Annotated in this window: 11 protein-coding genes and 1 pseudogene; 4 read left to right on the forward strand and 8 right to left on the reverse strand. The window is 63.5% G+C overall.

Annotation, left to right across the window (positions count from 1 at the left end; translation table 11 throughout):
• Positions 1-41 precede the first annotated feature (41 nt).
• The 3 genes from Q0949_RS04595 to Q0949_RS04605 all read right to left on the reverse strand — a co-directional run bounded on the left by Q0949_RS04595 (position 42) and on the right by Q0949_RS04605 (position 6,048).
• Positions 42-1,619, reverse strand: a complete 1,578-nt coding sequence (locus Q0949_RS04595) for an ABC transporter substrate-binding protein (RefSeq protein ID WP_299369044.1) — start codon at positions 1,617-1,619, stop codon at positions 42-44.
• Between the two features lie 119 nt (positions 1,620-1,738).
• Positions 1,739-4,882, reverse strand: a complete 3,144-nt coding sequence (locus tag Q0949_RS04600; RefSeq protein ID WP_299369046.1) for an efflux RND transporter permease subunit — start codon at positions 4,880-4,882, stop codon at positions 1,739-1,741.
• Positions 4,882-6,048 (reverse strand): efflux RND transporter periplasmic adaptor subunit, encoded by a 1,167-nt coding sequence (locus Q0949_RS04605; protein ID WP_299369048.1) that lies wholly within the window; start codon positions 6,046-6,048, stop codon positions 4,882-4,884. The genes Q0949_RS04600 and Q0949_RS04605 overlap by 1 nt, the downstream gene beginning before the upstream one ends.
• 190 nt (positions 6,049-6,238) lie before the next feature.
• Between Q0949_RS04605 and Q0949_RS20610 the strand changes: the two are divergent.
• The 4 genes and pseudogenes from Q0949_RS20610 to Q0949_RS04620 all read left to right on the forward strand — a co-directional run.
• Positions 6,239-6,343, forward strand: a pseudogene (locus Q0949_RS20610) (TetR family transcriptional regulator); the annotation flags it as partial.
• 3 nt (positions 6,344-6,346) lie between these two features.
• Positions 6,347-6,766 (forward strand): TetR-like C-terminal domain-containing protein, encoded by a 420-nt coding sequence (locus Q0949_RS04610; protein ID WP_299369050.1) that lies wholly within the window; start codon positions 6,347-6,349, stop codon positions 6,764-6,766.
• A 52-nt stretch (positions 6,767-6,818) separates the two neighbouring features.
• On the forward strand, positions 6,819-7,061 hold the full coding sequence (locus tag Q0949_RS04615) for a hypothetical protein (protein ID WP_299369052.1): 243 nt from the start codon (positions 6,819-6,821) through the stop codon (positions 7,059-7,061).
• Positions 7,058-8,023, forward strand: a complete 966-nt coding sequence (locus Q0949_RS04620) for a D-2-hydroxyacid dehydrogenase family protein (RefSeq protein WP_299369054.1) — start codon at positions 7,058-7,060, stop codon at positions 8,021-8,023. The genes Q0949_RS04615 and Q0949_RS04620 overlap by 4 nt, the downstream gene beginning before the upstream one ends.
• Here Q0949_RS04620 and Q0949_RS04625 read toward each other — a convergent pair.
• The 5 genes from Q0949_RS04625 to Q0949_RS04645 all read right to left on the reverse strand — a co-directional run bounded on the left by Q0949_RS04625 (position 8,004) and on the right by Q0949_RS04645 (position 18,713).
• A complete protein-coding gene (locus Q0949_RS04625; RefSeq protein ID WP_299369056.1) occupies positions 8,004-9,029 on the reverse strand; it encodes an AbrB family transcriptional regulator in 1,026 nt (341 codons plus the stop codon). The two genes, Q0949_RS04620 and Q0949_RS04625, sit on opposite strands and share 20 nt — an antisense overlap.
• On the reverse strand, positions 9,026-9,661 hold the full coding sequence (locus Q0949_RS04630; RefSeq protein WP_299369058.1) for a GntR family transcriptional regulator: 636 nt from the start codon (positions 9,659-9,661) through the stop codon (positions 9,026-9,028). The genes Q0949_RS04625 and Q0949_RS04630 overlap by 4 nt, the downstream gene beginning before the upstream one ends.
• 76 nt (positions 9,662-9,737) lie before the next feature.
• Complete coding sequence (locus Q0949_RS04635; RefSeq protein WP_299369060.1) at positions 9,738-13,856, reverse strand: translocation/assembly module TamB domain-containing protein; 4,119 nt, start codon at positions 13,854-13,856, stop codon at positions 9,738-9,740.
• Positions 13,856-15,649 (reverse strand): BamA/TamA family outer membrane protein, encoded by a 1,794-nt coding sequence (locus tag Q0949_RS04640; RefSeq protein ID WP_299369061.1) that lies wholly within the window; start codon positions 15,647-15,649, stop codon positions 13,856-13,858. Before Q0949_RS04640 ends, Q0949_RS04635 begins: the two co-directional genes overlap by 1 nt.
• 118 nt (positions 15,650-15,767) lie before the next feature.
• Entirely contained in the window at positions 15,768-18,713 is a 2,946-nt protein-coding gene (locus tag Q0949_RS04645; protein ID WP_299369504.1) for an ABC transporter transmembrane domain-containing protein, read from the reverse strand.
• Positions 18,714-18,889: the final 176 nt, after the last annotated feature.

An 18,889-nucleotide genomic window follows, 5' to 3' on the forward strand; every position in this document is an offset into this window, starting at 1 on the left:
TACGGGGGCAAATGGGGGCCGACGTGCGGCCCCCATCACGTTTAGTTGATCTCGAAATATTTGATCTTGGGCGAGTCCTCGGCCTCGACAACGGTGCCGACGCTGGATTTCATCCCCCAGTTCAGCACTTGGTGGTGCAGCGGGATGTAGATCGCCTCTTCCTGAACCGCTTCCCAAATCGACGCGATGTCCGCGTTGCGGGCCTCAAGATCGGTGTTGCCTGCGAGGCTCACGATCTTTTCGTTGAGTCCGTCGTTGGTAAAGCGCGTGGCGTTCCAGGAGCCATACTTGTCCGTACGGCCATGTACGAGGAAGTTAAAGATGTACTCGGAATCGTAGGTCGGCACACCCCAGCCCAGCATGTAGAAATCCGTTTCCAGATTGCTGAGCAGCGGGAAGTGCTGGGCCTTGGGCTTGGCATCGAGGTTCACGGTGATGCCGATTTGGGCGAGCATTCCGACGGACGCCTGACAGATCGCTTCGTCGTTGATGTAGCGGTCATTGGGGCAGTCGAGCTGAATCGAGAAGCCGTCGCCATAGCCTGCCTCTTCCATCAGGGCCTTGGCGCCTTCGATGTCAGTCTTGGATGAGGCATCCATGGTTTCGTCCCAGCCGTTGACGAAAGGTGGGGCGATCATGCCTGCCGGTTGGCTTTGGCCGCGCATCACGATCTGCTTGATCGCGTCACGGTTGATCGCCATGGACATCGCGCGGCGCACACGGACATCCGCCAGCGGGTTCTTGCCCTCGACATTGTCATTGGCCAGATCGGCGTCACCTGCGTTCAGACCAAAGAAGATCACCCGGTTCTGCGGTGCCGTGCGTACGTCCAGACCGTCGGTCGAGGCCACACGCTCAAGGTCCTGAACCGGCACGTCCTGGATAAAGTCGACCTCGCCCGACAGGAGCGCCGCGACGCGGGTGGCTGCGTTCTGGATCGGCGTGTATTCGATGGTCGTATAGGCCAGCGGGAACTCGTCCGCGCCCCAATAGCCGTCATAGGCCTCGAGCACGGTTTTCACGTCCGGTTCGCGGCTGACCAGCTTGTAGGGGCCGGTACCATTGGCATTCTTGGCGGCGAATGTGTCCTCGCCCCCTTCGTAGTCCTGAACCTTGACCGCGCCATTTGCCTCGGCCCAACCTTTGTCCATGATGAACATGTTGGTCAGGTTGTTGGGCATGATCGGGTTCGGACCATCGGTCTCGATCTCGATGGTGTAATCGCCGACGGCGCGGACTTCTTTGACCGATGCCAGCAGTTCCTTGTAATCGCTGTCGGGCGTCATCGCACGGTTGAGCGAGAACACGACGTCCTCGGCATTAAAGGCGGATCCGTCGTGGTAGGTCACCCCTTCGCGCAGGGTGAACGTCCAGACGTTCGGATTGTCTGTCGAGGGCGCCCATTCGGTCGCCAGCGCGGGCACAAGCGCGCCGGAGTGGTCGCGCATGACCAGCGGTTCCATGATCTGGTGCGCCAGCGTGCTTGTGGGGCCTTCGTTCTGGGCGTGTGGATCCAGCGTCAGCGAATCGCCGGCGCGGGCCCATTTCAGCGTCTCGGCGCTGACCAGCGACGTGCTGGACAGCAGCACAGCGGTGGCAATCAGTGATCTCATTTTCATGATGGTCTCCCCGTTATCAATCTATGCGCGAGTGTTGGACAGTCTGCGCGGATTGGCAAGGAGGTAGATGACTGCGCCGCCCGGCCAAGGCGGGCGGCGCATATTTTGGGGGCAAGTGATTATTCGGCGGCCTGACCGTAAGGCGCGCGCAGCACCAGTGGCACAGGCTTGGGCGCAGGGCGGTGCGTGGTTTGCGCAGGTGCGCGGCGCACACGGTGGATCAGCGAAAAGACCGGTGGGGTAAAGTAGAAGCTGACCACGGTAGACAGCAGCACACCGCCTGCGACCGACATCGCAAAGGGGGGCCAGAACCCACCCCCGGCAAGGATCAGTGGCAGGAAACCGCCGAAGGTGGTGATCGTCGTCGACACGATGTGGCGGCTTGACCCCATGACAACATCGACCATGGCGTCGCGGTCGCCCGAGGCTGCGGCGTCGTCCTCTTGCAGGCCAGTCAGTATGATGATGGCGGCGTTGATCGACACGCCGATGGACCCGATCACCCCGATGATGGCGTTGATGCCAAACGGGTATTGGAACACGGCCAGCGCCAGCAGCGACAGACCCGCCGACAGGGCCGACACGACCAGCACCACGCCCGTCAGCCGGAAGCTGTTGAAGGTCAGCGCGATGGCTGCGATGGACAGCGTCACGATCAGGCCCAGCGAGGCGAGCAGGTCCGACAGGGTGTCGGCCCGTGCGTCGCTGTCGCCGCCGAGTTCGAGTCGCATGCCCGTGGGCACGGCAAAGCCCTGCGCATCAAGCGCGGCCTGGACATCGACCAGCGCCTCTTCGGGCAGGACGTCGCGCAGGATGAACGCCTGGACCGTGTTCACACGTTCGCCGTTGCGGCGGGTGATGCTGCCTGCGGCGGGTTCCAGCGCGATGGTGGACACGGCCGAGAGCGGCAGGGCGGGCCAGCGGCCCTGATCGGTCAGCGCCTGCGCGTCGGGGCGCAGGATTGGCAGGTCGCGGATGGCTTGCATCGATCCGCGCGTTTCATCCCCCAGACGGACCCGGATGGGCAGCTCTTCGTCGCCCTCGACCATGGACCCGCCCGTGACCCCTTCGAGTGCGGCTTGCAACTGGCCGGAGATCTGGCCGAGATCGAGGCCCAGCAGCTGTGCCTGCGCCTCGTTCACGGTGACCACGGCCTTGGGCGCGCCGCCTCCGATGGTGCTGCGGGTGACAAGGACGGGATCGACCTCTGTGATGATGCGGCGGATTTCGTCACCGGTCTCGCGCAGCGCGGTCAGGTCATTGCCCACAAGGCGGATCTCAACGGGCGCATTCACCGGCGGGCCTTGTACAAGGCCGCGGACGAGGATCTCGGCCTCGGGCGCGACAAGGGCCAGCGTGCGTTGCAAATCGCGCAGGACCTCTTCGGTTGCGGCGGGCGATTGTGTGGTCAGCAGGGCCTGCGCGTGGCCCGGCGCGTTGTCGCGGGCTCCCACGATGTTGTAGTAGAACGCAGGGGCCGAGCGGCCCACTACCCACATGACCTGCTCAATCCGGTCATCCGCGCCGAGGCGTGCATTCAGCCGGTCCACCACATCCTGCGTGTCGGCAATACCTGCGCCGGGGGCCAGGTCGACCTCGATATAGAACTGATCGCGGTCTACGCCGGGGAAGAACTGCGCCGTGAGGGTCGGCATTGACAGGAACCCCGTGACGGGAAGGACCAGCGCCAGCGCGATGGAGCGGACAGGGTTGCGCACCGACCAGCGCAGCGAGGCGGCAAAGGCGCGGGCCAGGGCCCCGCCCGAAATGCCGCCCCGTTTGCCGCCCGCAGGCAGCAGGTGGGCTGCAATCGCGGGCGTCAGTGTGACAGCGACCACGAAAGACCAGCCCAGCATGATGACCACCGCGATCGCGATGGAGCCTACGAAATCACCCGCTGGCCCCGGCAGTAGGATCAGCGGTGTGAAGGACAGCGCCGTCGTCACCGTGGAGGCCAGAAGCGGCGCGAAGAGCCGCTTGACGGATTGCCCGGCGGCTTTGACCCGGCTCAGGCCCTTTTCCAGACGTTGGCCAACCTCGTCCGTCATCACGATGCCCGCATCAACCAGCAGTCCGAGCGCCACGATCAGACCTGTCACGCTCATCTGATGGATGGCCAGTCCGATGAAATTCATGGTGAACAGCGTGGCGAGGGTCACCACGGGCAGGATCAGCGCCACGATCATCGCCGACCGCAGGCCAAGAGTCAGAAGGAGAACGCCCACGACGAGGCTGACTCCGATGGCCATGTTCATGCCCACCTCGGTCAGACGGTCCGCAGTATAGCGCGACTGATCAAAGGTCAGGTCGAGCGAGAGGCCGACGGGGAGGGTGTCGCGGTAGGATGCGATCTCGTCGCGGACAAACCCGGCCCAGACATCCACCTGCAACCCGCTTTCCAGCTTGGCCCCGAGCAGCACAGCGGGCTTGCCATTGTAGATCGCCAGTTCCGATTGCGGCATGCGCGGGCCACGGGTGATGTCGGCCACCTGATCCAAATATGTCACCGCGCCGTCGTCCGAGCGGCGGATGACAATCTCGGCCAGTCGGTCCAGTGCCTCGACTTCGCCTGCAACGGAAATCAGCAGGTCGGACCCCGCCGGGCGCACGCGTCCGGCAGGGCCTTTTGCATCAGCCTGAGCAATCGCGCGGGAGATATCGCGGGCGGTCAGGCCGAGGGCGGCGGTGGCGACGGGGTCGAGTGTCACCAGCACCTCATCCTCGGGCGCACCAAACACCTCAACAAGTTCGGTGCCGGGGATGTTTCGCATGTCCTGGGCCAAATCGCGTGCATAGCGGCCCAGAATGGTCGGTGGGACGTTTGCATCGGCCGAAAAGGCGGCAATGGCGGCAAAGGCGCTGCCGCCGTCGGTGTCGAATTCCGGCTCCTGGGCGTCGGCGGGCAGGGTCGGGGCTAGCTCTGACAGGTCATCGCGGATCTCGGCCCAGACCCCTTCGATGCGGTCGTTGGGCACGGTCACGCCCAGTTCGACCGAAACGATAGAGATGCCCGTAGCAGAAGTGCTTTCGATCACGTCGACCTCGGCCACTTCGCGCAGCGCGTCCTCGATCGGTTGGGTCACCAGTGCCTCGATCCGGGCCGGATCCGCGCCCGGCACGACCGTGGTGACCGTACCGAAGAGGTTGGTGATCGTTGGGTCCTCTTGCCGGCCGATGGCCAGCAGAGACGACAACCCGGCGGCGATGATCACCAGCAGCGCAAGCGCGACAAGGCGGGGTTGGCGAAAGGTCAGCGTTTCCATCACCCAGCCTCCGCCAGTCGGACCCGGTCACCGGGGACAAGGCGGTGCGTGCCGTCGGGAACGATCAGTGCGTCACCGGTCAATGTGCCACGGACAAAGGCGCGGTCGCCCTCGATGCGCAGAACCTCGACCGCGGCGGCTTTGACCTGTGCCAGCCCATCCGCATCTGGAATCAGCACCAGGATCGTCCACAGGCCGCGCACCCCGTCGCGCAGGGCGCGCAGCGGTATTTCGTAGCCCTGTTGCGCCCGCTGCGTTTGCAGTGTCAGCGTGCCGGAGGAAAGGTAGGGCGCGGTCGCAGTGTCCACTTCGAACAGAGCCGTGCGGGTGCGCGTTTGCGCGTCCAGATCCGGGCGGAACCCGACAAAGCGGGCAGGGAAGGTGATGCCGTCCATGTCAATCGTTGCGGGACTGTCCGACACGAGCGCCGCCAGTTTCGGGTCCAGCCCGACGCGGAACACGGGCGCCGCGTCCTGCCGTATGTCGACCACCGGCTGACCGGGCGACATGATCGCGCCGGTGTCGGCCAGGCGCGCGCCGATGATCCCGTCAAAGGGCGCGGTCAGTTCCGTTTGGCTCAGTTCCACATCGATCCGCACCAGCGCGGCATCGACTTCGGCAATCTGCGCCTCGGCGGCGGCGAGGTTCAGAGCCACGTTGTCGACCGCCTGGTCCGAGACATGCCCACGGGCGCGCAGCGCGGTCTGCCGTTCGGTTGTGCGGCGCGACAGCTCTGCCTGCGCTTCGAGTGCGTCGCGCGATGCCAGCAGGCGGGTGCGCTCGGCAGTCAGGATGCGGGTGTCGAGGCGGGCAATGACGTCGCCCTTTCGAACGCGGTCGCCTTCATCCACGGTCAGGATGTTCAGGCGACCGCTCTGCTCGAACCCGAGGGAAACGGTCTGGGCGGCCTCGAGCTGGCCGTGAAATTGGCGGGTGACCGTCATGGTGTCTTGCGGTGCAATCTGCAGGGCGGACACGCTGCGGATCGGCGCGGCGGCGGGTGCCTCGACTGCGGCGGCACGGGTGGCGAGTGTGGATGTGCCCATCCACACCGCCGCCGCTGCCAAGGCCAGGACAGATGCGGTGCCCGTGAGTGTGACGCCCCGACGCAAAGCGCGCTTCCATAGCGGGGGTTTGGGTGTATCCTTGGTCCGATCCTGGGGCATTCATCCGCTCCTTGACATAAAGTGAGTGGTGCTTACTTGTTGTCAGAGAGATATGTAATAGCCACTTACTTTGACAAGTGCGCGGGCAAGAAAAAGGTGAAAAAAGTTGGAGCAGGCGGAAAATTCTACGACGCGCGGCCAATATCACCATGGTGATCTGCGGGCGCATCTTATTGAAACTGTTCGTATTTTGGTTGAGGAAAAGGGCGCTGACGGTTTCTCCATCTCAGAGGCTGCGCGCAGGGCTGGTGTCAGCTCGGCGGCGCCGTACAAGCACTTCAATGACCGAAATGAGATTGTGCGCCACGTCGCCTTGGCGGGAATCGACCGGATGCGGGATCAGATGGATGAGGCCGCGCTTGGCGCACGGGGCGCGCCGCTGGGTCCGATCATTGCACTGGGCATGTGCTATGCAAATTTCGCCCGCACAGAGCCGGGTGTTTTCCGTCTGATGTTCGGCCTCACGGACAGTCACGAAGGGGATCAGGAGATCAAGGAACGCGGCGACGCATGTGCCGAGATCGTGCGCCGCGAAGTCCGTCTGATCCTGCCGCAGGGCACCCCTGAACTGGAAATTGCGCGCCGCGCCCACATGCTGCACATGTTCGTGCACGGGCATGCGTTTCTGGAGATCGATGGCAAGAACGATTTCGATCTGACACCGGAGCAAGAGCACGGATTGATGGTCGACATCGCGGCACGGATCATGCGGGATTGATCTGGCCGCTCGGATTCGGTATACAATGGTATACATTCTGGAGGAGCGGCCGATGATGGAAGAAACCTATGCCGAGTGCGTGATTGCGGCGCGTGCAGAATTGCGGGCCGCGCGCCAACTGCTGAGCGCGGAGATTTCCGCTTATCCTACGCCAATCTCGGGCTGCGATGCCCAGTTCAATCACCTGCTGGCCGAACGGACACGGGTGACGGATGCGCTGTCTCAGCTTGATGCATCGATCTTTGTCCCGACACCGCGGATGCCCACACCGGACAGCCGGATTGAAAGCAGATGAAGGTCCATATCCTTGACGACTGGTTCGACACCCTGCGCGGGCTGCCGTGTTTTGCCAAGTTGGCGGGGCACGATGTCACCGTCTGGACAGATCACGAACCTGACCCCGCTGCGCTTGCCGAGCGGGTGGCGGATGCCGACTGCCTTGTCCTTTTTCGCGAACGCACGCGGATCGGTGCGGACCTTTTGGACCGTTTGCCTAACCTCAGGCTGATCAGTCAGCGCAGTGTGTACCCGCATGTGGACGTCGCCGCCTGTACCCGCAATGGCGTCATGCTGTGTTCCAACATGCATGCCGATGCGCCGTCCTATGCGGCGGCCGAGATGACACTGGCCCTAATCCTCGCCCACTACCGTCAGATACCGCAACAAGCGGCATCGCTGCGGGCAGGGGACTGGCAGATGGGCGTTGGGCGTACGTTGCGGGGGCGGACGCTCGGGCTCTATGGCTATGGCCGGATCGCGGGGGCTGTGGCGACATATGCGGCGGCGCTTGGCCTTAATGTCCAGTGGTGGGCGTCAGAGGCGGGCCGGGCGCGGGCCGCAGTGGATGGGGCGACCCTGGCCGCCAGCCGGGCGGCGTTCTTTTCCACCAGCGACATCGTCAGCCTGCATGTCCGGCTGAAGCCGGAAACGCGCGGCATCATCACCGCCGAGGACCTTGCCGCGATGACCCCGCGTGCACTGTTGGTCAACACATCGCGGTCCGGACTGATTGCGCCCGGCGTGCTTGAGGCCGAGATTGCCAAGGGCAGCCTGTGCGCCGCAGTCGATGTGTTCGATACCGAACCGATGACCGACGGCACGGATATTCTGGCGACCCACCCCAACGTGCTGGCCACCCCGCATATCGGCTATGTCACCGAGGACGAATTCGACCTGCAATTCTCGGACATTTTCGATCAGGTCAACGCCTATGCCGAAGGCGCGCCCATTCACGTGATCAACCCGGAGGTCGGTTGAACAATCGCGCGAAAAGCGGCGCGCCCAGGATGACGACGAAAATGCGCAACACGTGATGCGCGATGACAAAGGCGACATCCGCCCCCACGATCAGCGCCAGCACGGTCAGCTCGGCCTGCCCACCGGGGGCAAAGGCCAAAAGCGCCTCCATCCCCGGGGCGAGGCCGGTGCCATAGACCAGTTCAACAAAGATCAGCGTCAGCACGATCAGGATGCCGCAAAACCCAAGGCCCGCCGCCAAATCGCGGCGCACCTCGGCCATGGTGATCCCGGTATATTTCACCCCGACCGTCATCCCGATAAAGAATTGTGCGGCCCAGATCGCCTCGGCCGGGGGGCGATGGTGCAGCCCGCCCACCAGCGCCAGCGCCGCAGCCGCGATGAGCGGCCCGAGGATCGAGGCGCCAAACATGCCGATGGCCTTGGCCCCTTGCCAGCCGATCAGCGCACAGGCCACCATGAGCGCCAATTGCATAGGTGGAATACTGGACGCCGGCGCGCCGGGCGGGTTGCTCAGGTCTGCGTCCCACAGCCCTTGCAGGATGAATGGCAGGGCCACCACGATGACCAGCACACGGGTGGCATGGATCAGCGACAGCGCGCGAGGATTGCCGCCTGCCTCTTCGCCAAAGACCAGCATGTCCTGCAACCCGCCGGGCATCGTCGAATAGTAGCTGGTGGCAAAGTCATACCCCCAGAGCCGCTGGAAATAGGGCACGCCGATCAGGCCGATGGTCAGCACCATCAGCGGGATCATCAGCAGAGTGGGCCACATGCCCACCATCGATGCGAGCAACACCGGGGTGAAGGTTGCGCCGACAGCGACGCCCAGTACGGTGCGCATCGCCTCGTTCACTGGTTTGATGCCCTGCATCCGCACGCCCGCCAGTGCACAGAACAGGCAGGCAAAGATCGGACCCAGCAGCCATGGCAGCGGCATGCCTGTTGCATGAAACACCGCCACGCCAATCAGCGCGATGGCAAAGGTCAGGGCGACACGTATCACCGGCCCAGCCCGCGCAGGCGATGGCGCAGCGAAGTCTGCAAATGGGCCTCGGCGGCGTCACCTGCGGCCACGGGGGCGCGCGCCTCGATCGCATCGAGGATGTCGGTATGCTGCGACACCACTACGGCCACACGCTCTGCATCGTCCAGCGTGGTTGGCCCCATCAGCATCAACGCATTGTTGAGCGCACGCGCGCTGTCGCGCAGGAACCGGTTGCGGGTCGCCAGATAGATGCCGCGATGGAAGTCCTGATTGAGTGCGGCGGCCTTTGCCGGTTCCGATTTGCCAATCCGCATGTTGAGTGCACGCAGCGTGTCGATTTCGGCCTGTGCGGCATGTTTGGTCGCCATTTGCGCCGCTGTACGTTCGAGAACGATCCGCATCTCGTAAAGCTCGACCAGTTCGCTGTGGCTGAGCTTGCGGATAACTGCGCCCAGCCGGGGACGGTGTTCGACGATCCCGTCCGCCTCAAGCTTGCGGAGCGCCTCGCGGACAGGCGTGCGGGACAGGCCAAGTCGGGTGGCCACATCGGTTTCGCGCAGCCTGTCGCCCGGGGCGAATTCACCGCTGCGAATGGCGGTCAGCAAGCGGTCGTAAGCGGTTTCGCCCTGAGATTTTTCGGTGTCTGACATGCGGCTTGTTTATCATTGTATCCAGTTGGATACAATTTCCATTTGCATGAAAATTCCCGCCGAACAAAGCGCCGCGTCAGTAGTCTTTTTCGATGAATATCCCGATGCCGGTGTTGCTGTCCGCGCCAACGGTGCCGCGCACGGTCACGTTGGGCGTCAGATCGATGTTCAGCGACACCTCTGCCCCATCCGATCCGCCCACGGTCACATCCGTATAGACATTGTCTGAGATATACTTGCCCGCGCGCACGGCGGCGTTGCCTTCTTCGTCCGTTGTCACGTCGAGATCGTCTAGGTCAAAGGATCCTCGCAGTTGCGACACGATCCCCTCGCCACCGCTCCCGGCCAGCGAGGCCACGGCGGAGGCCAGTTGCAACGCCTGAAAGGCGGATAGTTGCGAGATGTCGCGGCCAAAGAAGATCTGGGCAAGCACCTGATCCTGCGGCGATTCCGGTGTGGATTCGAAGGTGACCTCGGGGTCGTCCGCAGGCCCTTCGAGGATGATGCGGGCAGTGCCCGTCGACGTGGTCGTGGCGACCACAAAGCGCAGGTAGGGGTCAAAACGCCCTTGCAACTGTACCCGGCCTTCGTCCAGCTCGAACCTCTTTGCCAGAATGTCGAGCCGCCCGCGGATCAGGTCGAATTGCCCGGTGGAAAACGTATCCGAACTGGTTCCCGTCAGCCTGAGGCTGCCGCCAAGCTCTGCGTCGAGGCCGCGCCCACGGACAAAGATGCGCGAGGGCGCGTTGATCGTGATGTCGAGCGGATAGGCGGGGCCAGAGCCGCTGCTGTTTTCGGAAGGTTGGGTCAGACCGGCACGTTCCCGGGTGCGCATCACCGGCCGCGTGGCGCCGATATGTGTGATCTCGGGGATTGCGCCAAAGGTCGAAATCCCGCTTTCCGGAACGCGTACCGTCGTCTCACCGACATTGATTGTGCCGGCAATGCGCGCGCCGCCGGTCAGCGGACCACGCAGCGACACTTGACCGTTCACCGTGCTGGTATACAGCGCCGGATCCACCACGGCCACTTGATCAAGTGCCACGTCGATCTGTGCCGGAAAGGCGCCGCTGAGCGTCATGGGCCCGGAGATGCGGATCACCCCGCCCTCGGTCACGCCCGCATTCAGCGCCAGCGTCGCCTGACCATCCGCAAGCGCCACGTTGCCTGAGATATCGTTGAAGGACAGCGGCAGATTGGGCGCGGCAAGGCGCGTGCCTTGCGTCGTGATCCGGCCCGCAACCGACCCAAGCGCGGGGGGGCCGTCGATGGTCAGGTCGAAATTGGCGATACCTGCGATATTGCGCGGCTCAAGTATTGGGTTGATCAGGCCAAGCTGTGCGGACCCCGTGGCGTCCAGCGCCAGCTGGCCGTCACTGCCCACCAGCCCGGAGACCTGCGCGCGCGTGCCCGCCGGACCATCCAGCGTGGCCGCGATATCAAAGCCGCGGGGCACTTGCGTTGCCGTCCCGGTGACGGCGGCGGCGCCAGAGATCTGCGGCACCAACGCGCCAATATTCGGCACGCGCACTGCATAACGTGCGGCAAGCGCATCGGGCGCATAGGTGCCTGTGACAGTCGCGGTACTCGCGTAAGGCCCGCGCGCATCCGCTGTCAGCGCCCATCCGCTTTGCAACTGACGTACGCTGCCCGAAAGCGCCAGCGCACCGTTGATGCCCGGTGCCAGCGGCGCAACGTTGGGGATGTCGAGGGTATAGCGCGCCTGTGTGTCGTCCGAGGAATACGTGCCGGTGACTGTGGCCGTGCTCGCATAGGGACCCGCGGCGCGGGTGTCGATGGCCCAGCCCTGATCGGTTTGATCCAACGTGCCGCTGAGGTCCAGCGCGCCGGTAAGGCCGGGCACAACGCGGGCGATATTGGGCAGAACTAGTTCAAATTCCGTGCTCAGCCGCGCGTCGACAAAGCGGCCCGATACGGTGCCCGCGCTGGCAAAGGGGCCAGTCACCTTGGTGTTGAATTGCCAGTCCGATGCGCTTTGGACAACCGTGCCATCCAGGCCCAGCGGGCCATCAACGCCGGGTGCAAGTGGGGCCAGATCCGGGATTTCCACGAGGTAGCGTGCGGTCAACGTCTCATCATAGGTGCCCGCGACGTCTGCGGTCGCCTGATGCGGGCCGGACAGGGAAGTGGAAAAGGCCCAGACACCATCCTCTTGCACCGCAGACACGGTGACATTCGCGGCACCGGCCAGTTGCGGGACCACAGGCGCGAGGTCGGGCACATCGGCGTTCAGGTCAATTGTGATCCGATCTGGGGCCACCTGTGCGGTGGTGCGCGCCGTGGCGTCGAAGGGACCTGCCACATTTCCTGCCAGATCCCAGACCTCACCTGTTTGTTCGGCCTGTCCGTTGACCGTCAGCGGACCGGACAGCGCCTCCGTGATCTGTCCCACATCTTCGAGGCGGAAGGCAAAGCGTGCGGTGGATGCGCCGGTCTGCAACTGTGCCGTGGCATCCGCGCTCAGGGCTGCGTTTTGCAGGACCAGCCGGTCGAGGAAGGTGCCTGTCTCATCCCGGCGCGCGGCCAGGGTCAAGTCGGTTGGCCCAGCCAGCAGAGTATCGGCTTGCTCAACGCCGATGGCCAGATCGCGCGTCTGGCCAGAGACTGTTACGTCAAAGAACCCGCCCAGAGCGGCGGTACCGGTGGCCGACACTTCGCCCGCGCCGCTCAGGTTCAGGCCGACCAGTGCGGCAAACGCAGCCAGGTTGGGCGTGTTCACGGCGATATCGAAATTTGTTGCAAAGTCATCCGCAAAGCCGTCGATCCCGACATCGCCCCGCAGCTCCCATTCGGCCCCTGTCAGCGCCAGGTCCCGCAGTTGCAGCGGTGTGCCCTCGGTATAGTCCACGGCCAGCCGTCCCGACACGGCGCGCCCCACTGCATCGGCCAGGCCCGGATCTTCGAACTGTAATCCGTCCGCTGTCAGAGCGATCCCAAGCGCCAGCGCGCCAACGCCCGCCGTTGATCCCGTGAGTGTTCCGTCCAGTCCGAGTGCCAGATCCTGCGCCTGCAATCCCGATGTATCAAGGCCGTCCAGATCGATATCCGCGGTGATCGCATCGCCGTCTGACGCGTCAAAGGCCACGGTGAGCCGCGCGCCGTCGATCCGCGTGGCATCCGCGCCAAAGGGCAACAAAACGGGCGTGCCAGCTGTATCCGCAAGAGTGCCGCTTATATCGAGCAGAGTGGGCCAGCCATCGGGACCCAGTGCCGCGCGTCCCGACATCTGCATGGCGCGCGTGTCGAGCGCAAAGCCATCCAGCGTCAGCGCGCCATCAGTCGTCTGGTTGCCATTTGCCACCAGCGACACGTCAGGGCCAAAGAACGCTGCATATTCCGGCAGGAACAGGGCCGTCACGTCTCCACTCAAATCCACGTCAAAGGCCATTGGCCCGGCCTCTTCGGATTGCAGATCAAGCGTGCCCGACAGCCGCGGTGCGCCGTCAGTCCGGAGATCCAGCCATGCGGCAAAATCGCTAAGTAGCCCGTCGCCCTTGATGGTCAGATCAACGCTGGGTCGGCCCGGGATATTCAGAAGGTCGGAGATCAAACCATTCGCGCTTTCCACCAGTCCCAGATCAATCGAGAGGGCGCGGGTGTCGTTGGCATAGCTGGCGGTTACGTCAAACCGCGCTTGGGGACCATCGATCCGCTGTGCCACGATCTGCGCGTCCCCGGCCCCCCCGGCGAGCGAGGCAGAGCCTGCCAGCGAAAAGGTTGCCGCCTCTCCCAGAACGGGCGCGCCCAATGATATGGCGTCAATCGCCATTTGTTCGATGCGCAGCGATGCGGGCAGGTCCGGCAGGGAAAAGGGGGCGGCCTCGGGCGAGGGCACGTCGCTTGGGGTGGGCAGGGGCAGGCGCGGCAGGTCGATCTGCGCGGCCTTGAGGTCTGCAATCTCGATCGCGCCGCGCAAAAGTGCACTGCGGTTCCAGCCGATCTCGACCTGGTTCAGCGTCAGCCATATGCCGTCCGTGTCTGCCACGGTGATCTGATCGATGCGCGCCGTGCTGGAGAGGACACCGGAAAATCCGTTGATCCGAACCGTGCGCCCGTCGCCACCCAGCGACCGTTCGAGCAGTCCGATCAGGAACCCGCGATCTTCATCCGCCTCTTGCGCGGTGAGCGCGAGGGGCCAGAGGAGGCAAAGCAGAGTAGCGAGAACCCGGAACATCAAAACGCCTGTCCAATCCCGATGTAGATTTCGAGGCCGGAACTGTCGCCGGGGCCTGAGCCGGGCAGCGCCATGTCAAAGCGGATCGGGCCAATACCAGTGTCGTACCGGATGCCTGCGCCGTAGCCGGTATGCCATTCGCCCGAGCCATCGATAAAGCTTTCTGCGCCGATATAGCCCGCATCGTAAAAGGCAACGAGCGATAGCGCCTCACGCGAGGTTTGCACGCGCACCTCGCCCGACAGGCCAAGGAAAGACCGGCCTCCAATTGTCGTCGTGGGCGTCAGATCCACGCCAAGCGATTGGTAATCCTGGCCGCGTACCGTGCCACTGCCCCCCGAAAAGAACAGGTAGTCGGCCGGAGCCACGTCTAGGTCCGGACCCGCGACCGATCCCAGCAGGCCGCGAAAGGCCAGTGTCACGCGGTCACTCACTTGCCGATAGGTGCGCAGATCCAGCGTGGTCACGACGCCATTTTCTGTGCCGTCGATGTTGAAGAACGGGGTCACGGCGGCCTGTGCATAGTATCCTGCCGTTGCATTCAGCGGGTCATTGCGCCGGTCAAATGTAAAGGTGAACGGAAAGGTCAGAATGGTATAATCCCGCTCGCCAAGATCATCACGCGTCTTGGACCGACGCAGGCCAACGCCGTAACTGTATTCCCGGTCTTCGGAGGCGAAATAAAGCGTTCCGAACTCGAGCACACCGGTGCGGGCAAACAGGTTGGGATCGTCGCGTTGTTCGATCTCGGCGCGGATGAACGCTTCGAGATCGGTGCGCCATGTGGCGGGGCGGGACAATTTCGCACCCAGCCTGAAATCCACCCCTTCCGTATCGCCGCCGACGCCCTTGATCTCGCCTTCGATCTGCAACCGTTCGGCACCACCAAAAATGTTGCGGTGCAGCCAGAGAGCGCTGGCGCTGAACCCATCGAGCGTTCCGTATTCCGCGCCAAAACTGTAGCGGCGGGGCAGTTGGTCCGTGATCGTGGCCGTCACATCCAGAGTGCCATCCGGATTGGCCGTTTCGGCCTCGGTCAGCGCGGCCGACGCAAAGGTTCCAGTGCGGCGCAGGCGGGTTTCGACCTTGTCCAGCGTATCGGGGTCAAACACCTCGCCCGAGGGCCACCCGGCGATTTGGCGGATGCGCCGTTCGCGCACCGCACTTTCGCCCGTAATGGTCAGGCGACCCAACCGTAGGCGGGGGCCGGGCTCCAGCGTCACGGCGGCGTTCAGCGTGCCGTCGGGATGGCGGGCGGTGATGCGCTGACCTGCCACGGCGGCCTTGGCATGCCCCGCCTGACGCCACCCTTCGATCTCGGCGCGCGTCGCGTCGCGCAGGACGGACACGCGCGCCGTCTCGCCGCGGGCAAAGCCCGATGTGGGTTCCGTTTCTGGTGCTTTCGGCGTTATCGACAGATCGCCAAAGGTAAACACCTTGCCGGGGTTGACGGTCACGACTACGTTCGACACGGCCCGCGGTGCCGCAATCGGCGCGATGGACGCAGCCTCTCGACCATCCAGCGTGATGCTGATCTGGGGCCCGAAGTACCCCTGATCATAAAGCAGGGCGATGATCCGGCCGTAATCGGCCTGTGCCGCACTCAGGATGTCGATAGGCAGGGGGGCTTCTTCGGCTTCGGTATCGGCAAGCGTTGCGGTCAGCGATGCCGCGCGAATGTCATCCTGCAGCGGGTCTGGAGCCTGCACGTCCAGCGTCAACGCCAGCCCTTGCCCGGCCAGCCAGATCACGGAAAAAGCGGCTGCCAATACGCGGCAGAAGGGGTTTGACATCGGCAGCACTCCGCCGCGCGCAGCGCACGGCTCTGTACACGAATGCCAAAACTTTGCCAAAGGTTCCAGCAGTTATCTGTGTTCTGTGGATAACGCCCGCGTGACGGCGTAAATCGGCTCAGGTCTTGACGTAACCCGCGACCACCTGAAGCAGCCGGAACGCCGTCGCGGCGTCGTTCTCAACCACGGAAATGAACTCTTCCTCACCGATGCGCAGGCAGGACAGCTCGGACTTGGCACGCATATCGAGTGCGCGCGGTTCGCTGCGGATCAGGCCCAATTCACCCACCAGCGCACCGGCACCAACGGTGGCGATCAGCGTGTCGTCCTGACCTTCGACGGGCAGCAGCAGGTCGGCCTCACCGTCAAGGATCATGTAGGCGCCGTCCTTGGGGTCGTCGTTTTTGTGGAACACGTATTCACCGGGGGCGGCCTTGTACCAACGCGCGCCAAAGGCCAGAAGGCGCAGCTGTTTGCGTTTGAGACCTGAAAAGAGCGGCGCGCTGCTCAGTGCCTCCAGCTTGCGGGCAAGGTCCGCGCCGACCTCGCTGTCGGCCTCGGCGCGCGCGCCTTCTGCCCCCACCAGACGGCCCTGTTGCACCTCGACATGCATGTCGAAAATGTCCTCGTTTTCAAAGCTTTCGGCCAGGAAAATCAACACCGCATCCGGCAAGAGCGCGCGCAGGTTCGCCACCAGCGCGTCCTGTACCTCGGCGTCATAGCTGGCCATCGCCTTGTCGAGGATGAGGATGTCGGGGCGTTTGATCGTGGCGCGGCTGATCGACAGCGGCTCTGCAAAGAGCGCGGGCAGGTTGGCACCACCCAAGGCGATCGGCACGTCAAAGACCAGTTCCAGCACCAGCTGGCTGATGCCCTCATCGGCCAGGACCTGACCCACCACGCGGCGCAACTCTTCGCCGCGGGTGCCCGCGCTGTCGGACACTTTGCCATAGAGCGCGTTTTCCAGAACTGTCAGCCCGTGCACATATTGATCCGGCACGATCGGCACAAACAGCGGGTCCATCTGCGCGCGCAGCATCTCCGCGTGATCGCGGCGCATGTCCAGAACGCGCGCCTTGACCTCGTCCGGGAACGACGGCCCGACCTGTTCGGCGGTCACACTGGTCGGGACGCTCAGCAACAAGGCCAGTTCGCCGTCGGAAATCTCGCTGCCCGCGGGTTTGCGGTTCACCAGATCCAACGCGGCCTCGTAGACTTCGACCTCAAGGCCCACCTTGCGGAAAAGGGGGTGATCCGTGCCCGTTGCGCCAAAGATCTGGCGCAGCATTTCGATGATGTTGCGCGCCAGCGTCTCGAGGTTCGACGCCAGTTTGAGGTCATGCAGCAGGCGCAGGAACTCCAGCTTGGCCTCGATGATCTCAGGCGTGATTTTCTCGCGCGGGGTGGCAAACAGCAGGTTTTCCGCGACCGGCAGGGCGGGGTTGTAGGCCTCTGGATCGAAACCGTGCACAAAGCGCGACAGGCCAGCATCCCCGATGGCGGCGGCCACTTTGGGACGCACCGAGACCAGCGCCGCGGTCAACTCGGGATGGGCCTCGGCGTCATAGGTCTGGTCCATGGTGCGGCGGGTCAGCACCTCGCCACTGCCGGACCGTTCGATCAACGTGTACCACCAGCGCCGCAGCGCATCGCGGTCCTCCACCCCGGCAATGCCTGGATCCAGCCAATGGGCCTTGAGCATGTCCGCCGAATTGCCCGCGCGCACGGCCTCGCGGAAAAAGTCGTTGTCCTCGCCGGGGGCCACAGGTGCCACGCGCATCGGCATCATCACGTTCTGGCCATAGCTGCCCTTGAACAGGATGGGACGTGAATTGGCGTGGCCGATGCGTCGGGCGATTGTTGCTTGGTGCAAGCTGCGAATGTCCTCGCCCGCCAATGTGACGGTGCCGGATGTGGACAGTGTCTCGCGTGTCAGCACCTCGGCCAGCGCGCGGCGGTCCTCGTCATTGGGGGCAGTGATCCCTACGGTGCTGCCGGCCGGGAAGGTGACCGTGATGTCTTCGAGTACGGGGTTGCCATCGCCATCGCGCACCGTGACCTGATCCAGTGCCACGGGGCCCTTCAATTCGGGGATGGTGTCGACTGGGCCATAAAACAGATCGTCGTCGATCATGCCCTCCGGCGCAAATCGTTCGGTAATGGTGTCCCAGCGCAGCGACATGTCAGCGGTCTGGTTGTAGTAGGCCAGCAACTCTTTCCATGGGCTGGACAGATCCTTGTAGGCCGCCAGCGCCGCCACCAGCGCACCAATGGTCACATCACCCTGAATGACCAGATAGCCACCGATGGAAAAGAAGAAGAACGGCGTTAGCTGCGTGATGAAGTTATTGAGGAACTTCATGAAGAATTTCTTTTGGTAGATCTGGAAACGGATCGCAAAGAGCTGGCCCAGCCGGTCTCCGATCATCGCCATCCGGTAGCGCCAGCCTCCGTTGACCCGCAACGTGCCTGCCCCCGCTGCCCCTTCGCCGATCTCTGCGGCAAGTGCGCGGACCTGTACCACGCGTTTCTTGTTCAACTGGTTGATCTGGCGTTGTAATTTCGGGATCAGCCATGCCTGCAAGGGGATCAGAGCGATGGCCGCGAACCCGAAGGCGATGGACTGAAAGAACAAGAAGCCCAGGATTGTCAGCATCTGTCCCGCTTGCAACACCGGCTGGGCCACCGCATCGCCCATCAGCCCACCCATTGGCTCGCTTTCGGCGGTCACCATGCTGACCAACTCGCCCTGGCTCGTACGTTCAAAATAGGGCTGCGGAAAGCGCAGGATGCGCGCGATCAGCGTATAGCGAAACCGCCTCAGGAGGCGCTCGGCCAGCACACCTTTCATGGTGTTGATCCGCATCTTCATCAGACCGTGCAGCAGCACCGCCACAAGAAAAGCGCCGCACAGGATCATCAGGTAGGTGATCTGGTCAAACTCGAACCCATATGCGGAAATCGTCGATGATCCGGAGCCGATGGCGTCATTGATGATCTGCTTGGGCAGTTCCAGCGTCAGGTACAAAAGTGGGAACAGTGACAGCGTCACAACCAGCAAGATCAGCTGATCGCGTTTCGAATATTTCCAGATGAAGGCAAAGAGGCTGCGTTCGATTGGGATCTTCCAATTTTTTGTTGCCCGCGATACACCGGCGTCCGGTGCAATCTACCAAGGCGTTTCGCTTGAAATCAATGGCCCGCGCTGAATCGTTTGGGCCGGATGGTGCATCAGACGCA

Source organism: uncultured Tateyamaria sp. (genome assembly GCF_947487805.1).
Classification (GTDB): Bacteria; Pseudomonadota; Alphaproteobacteria; order Rhodobacterales; family Rhodobacteraceae; genus Tateyamaria.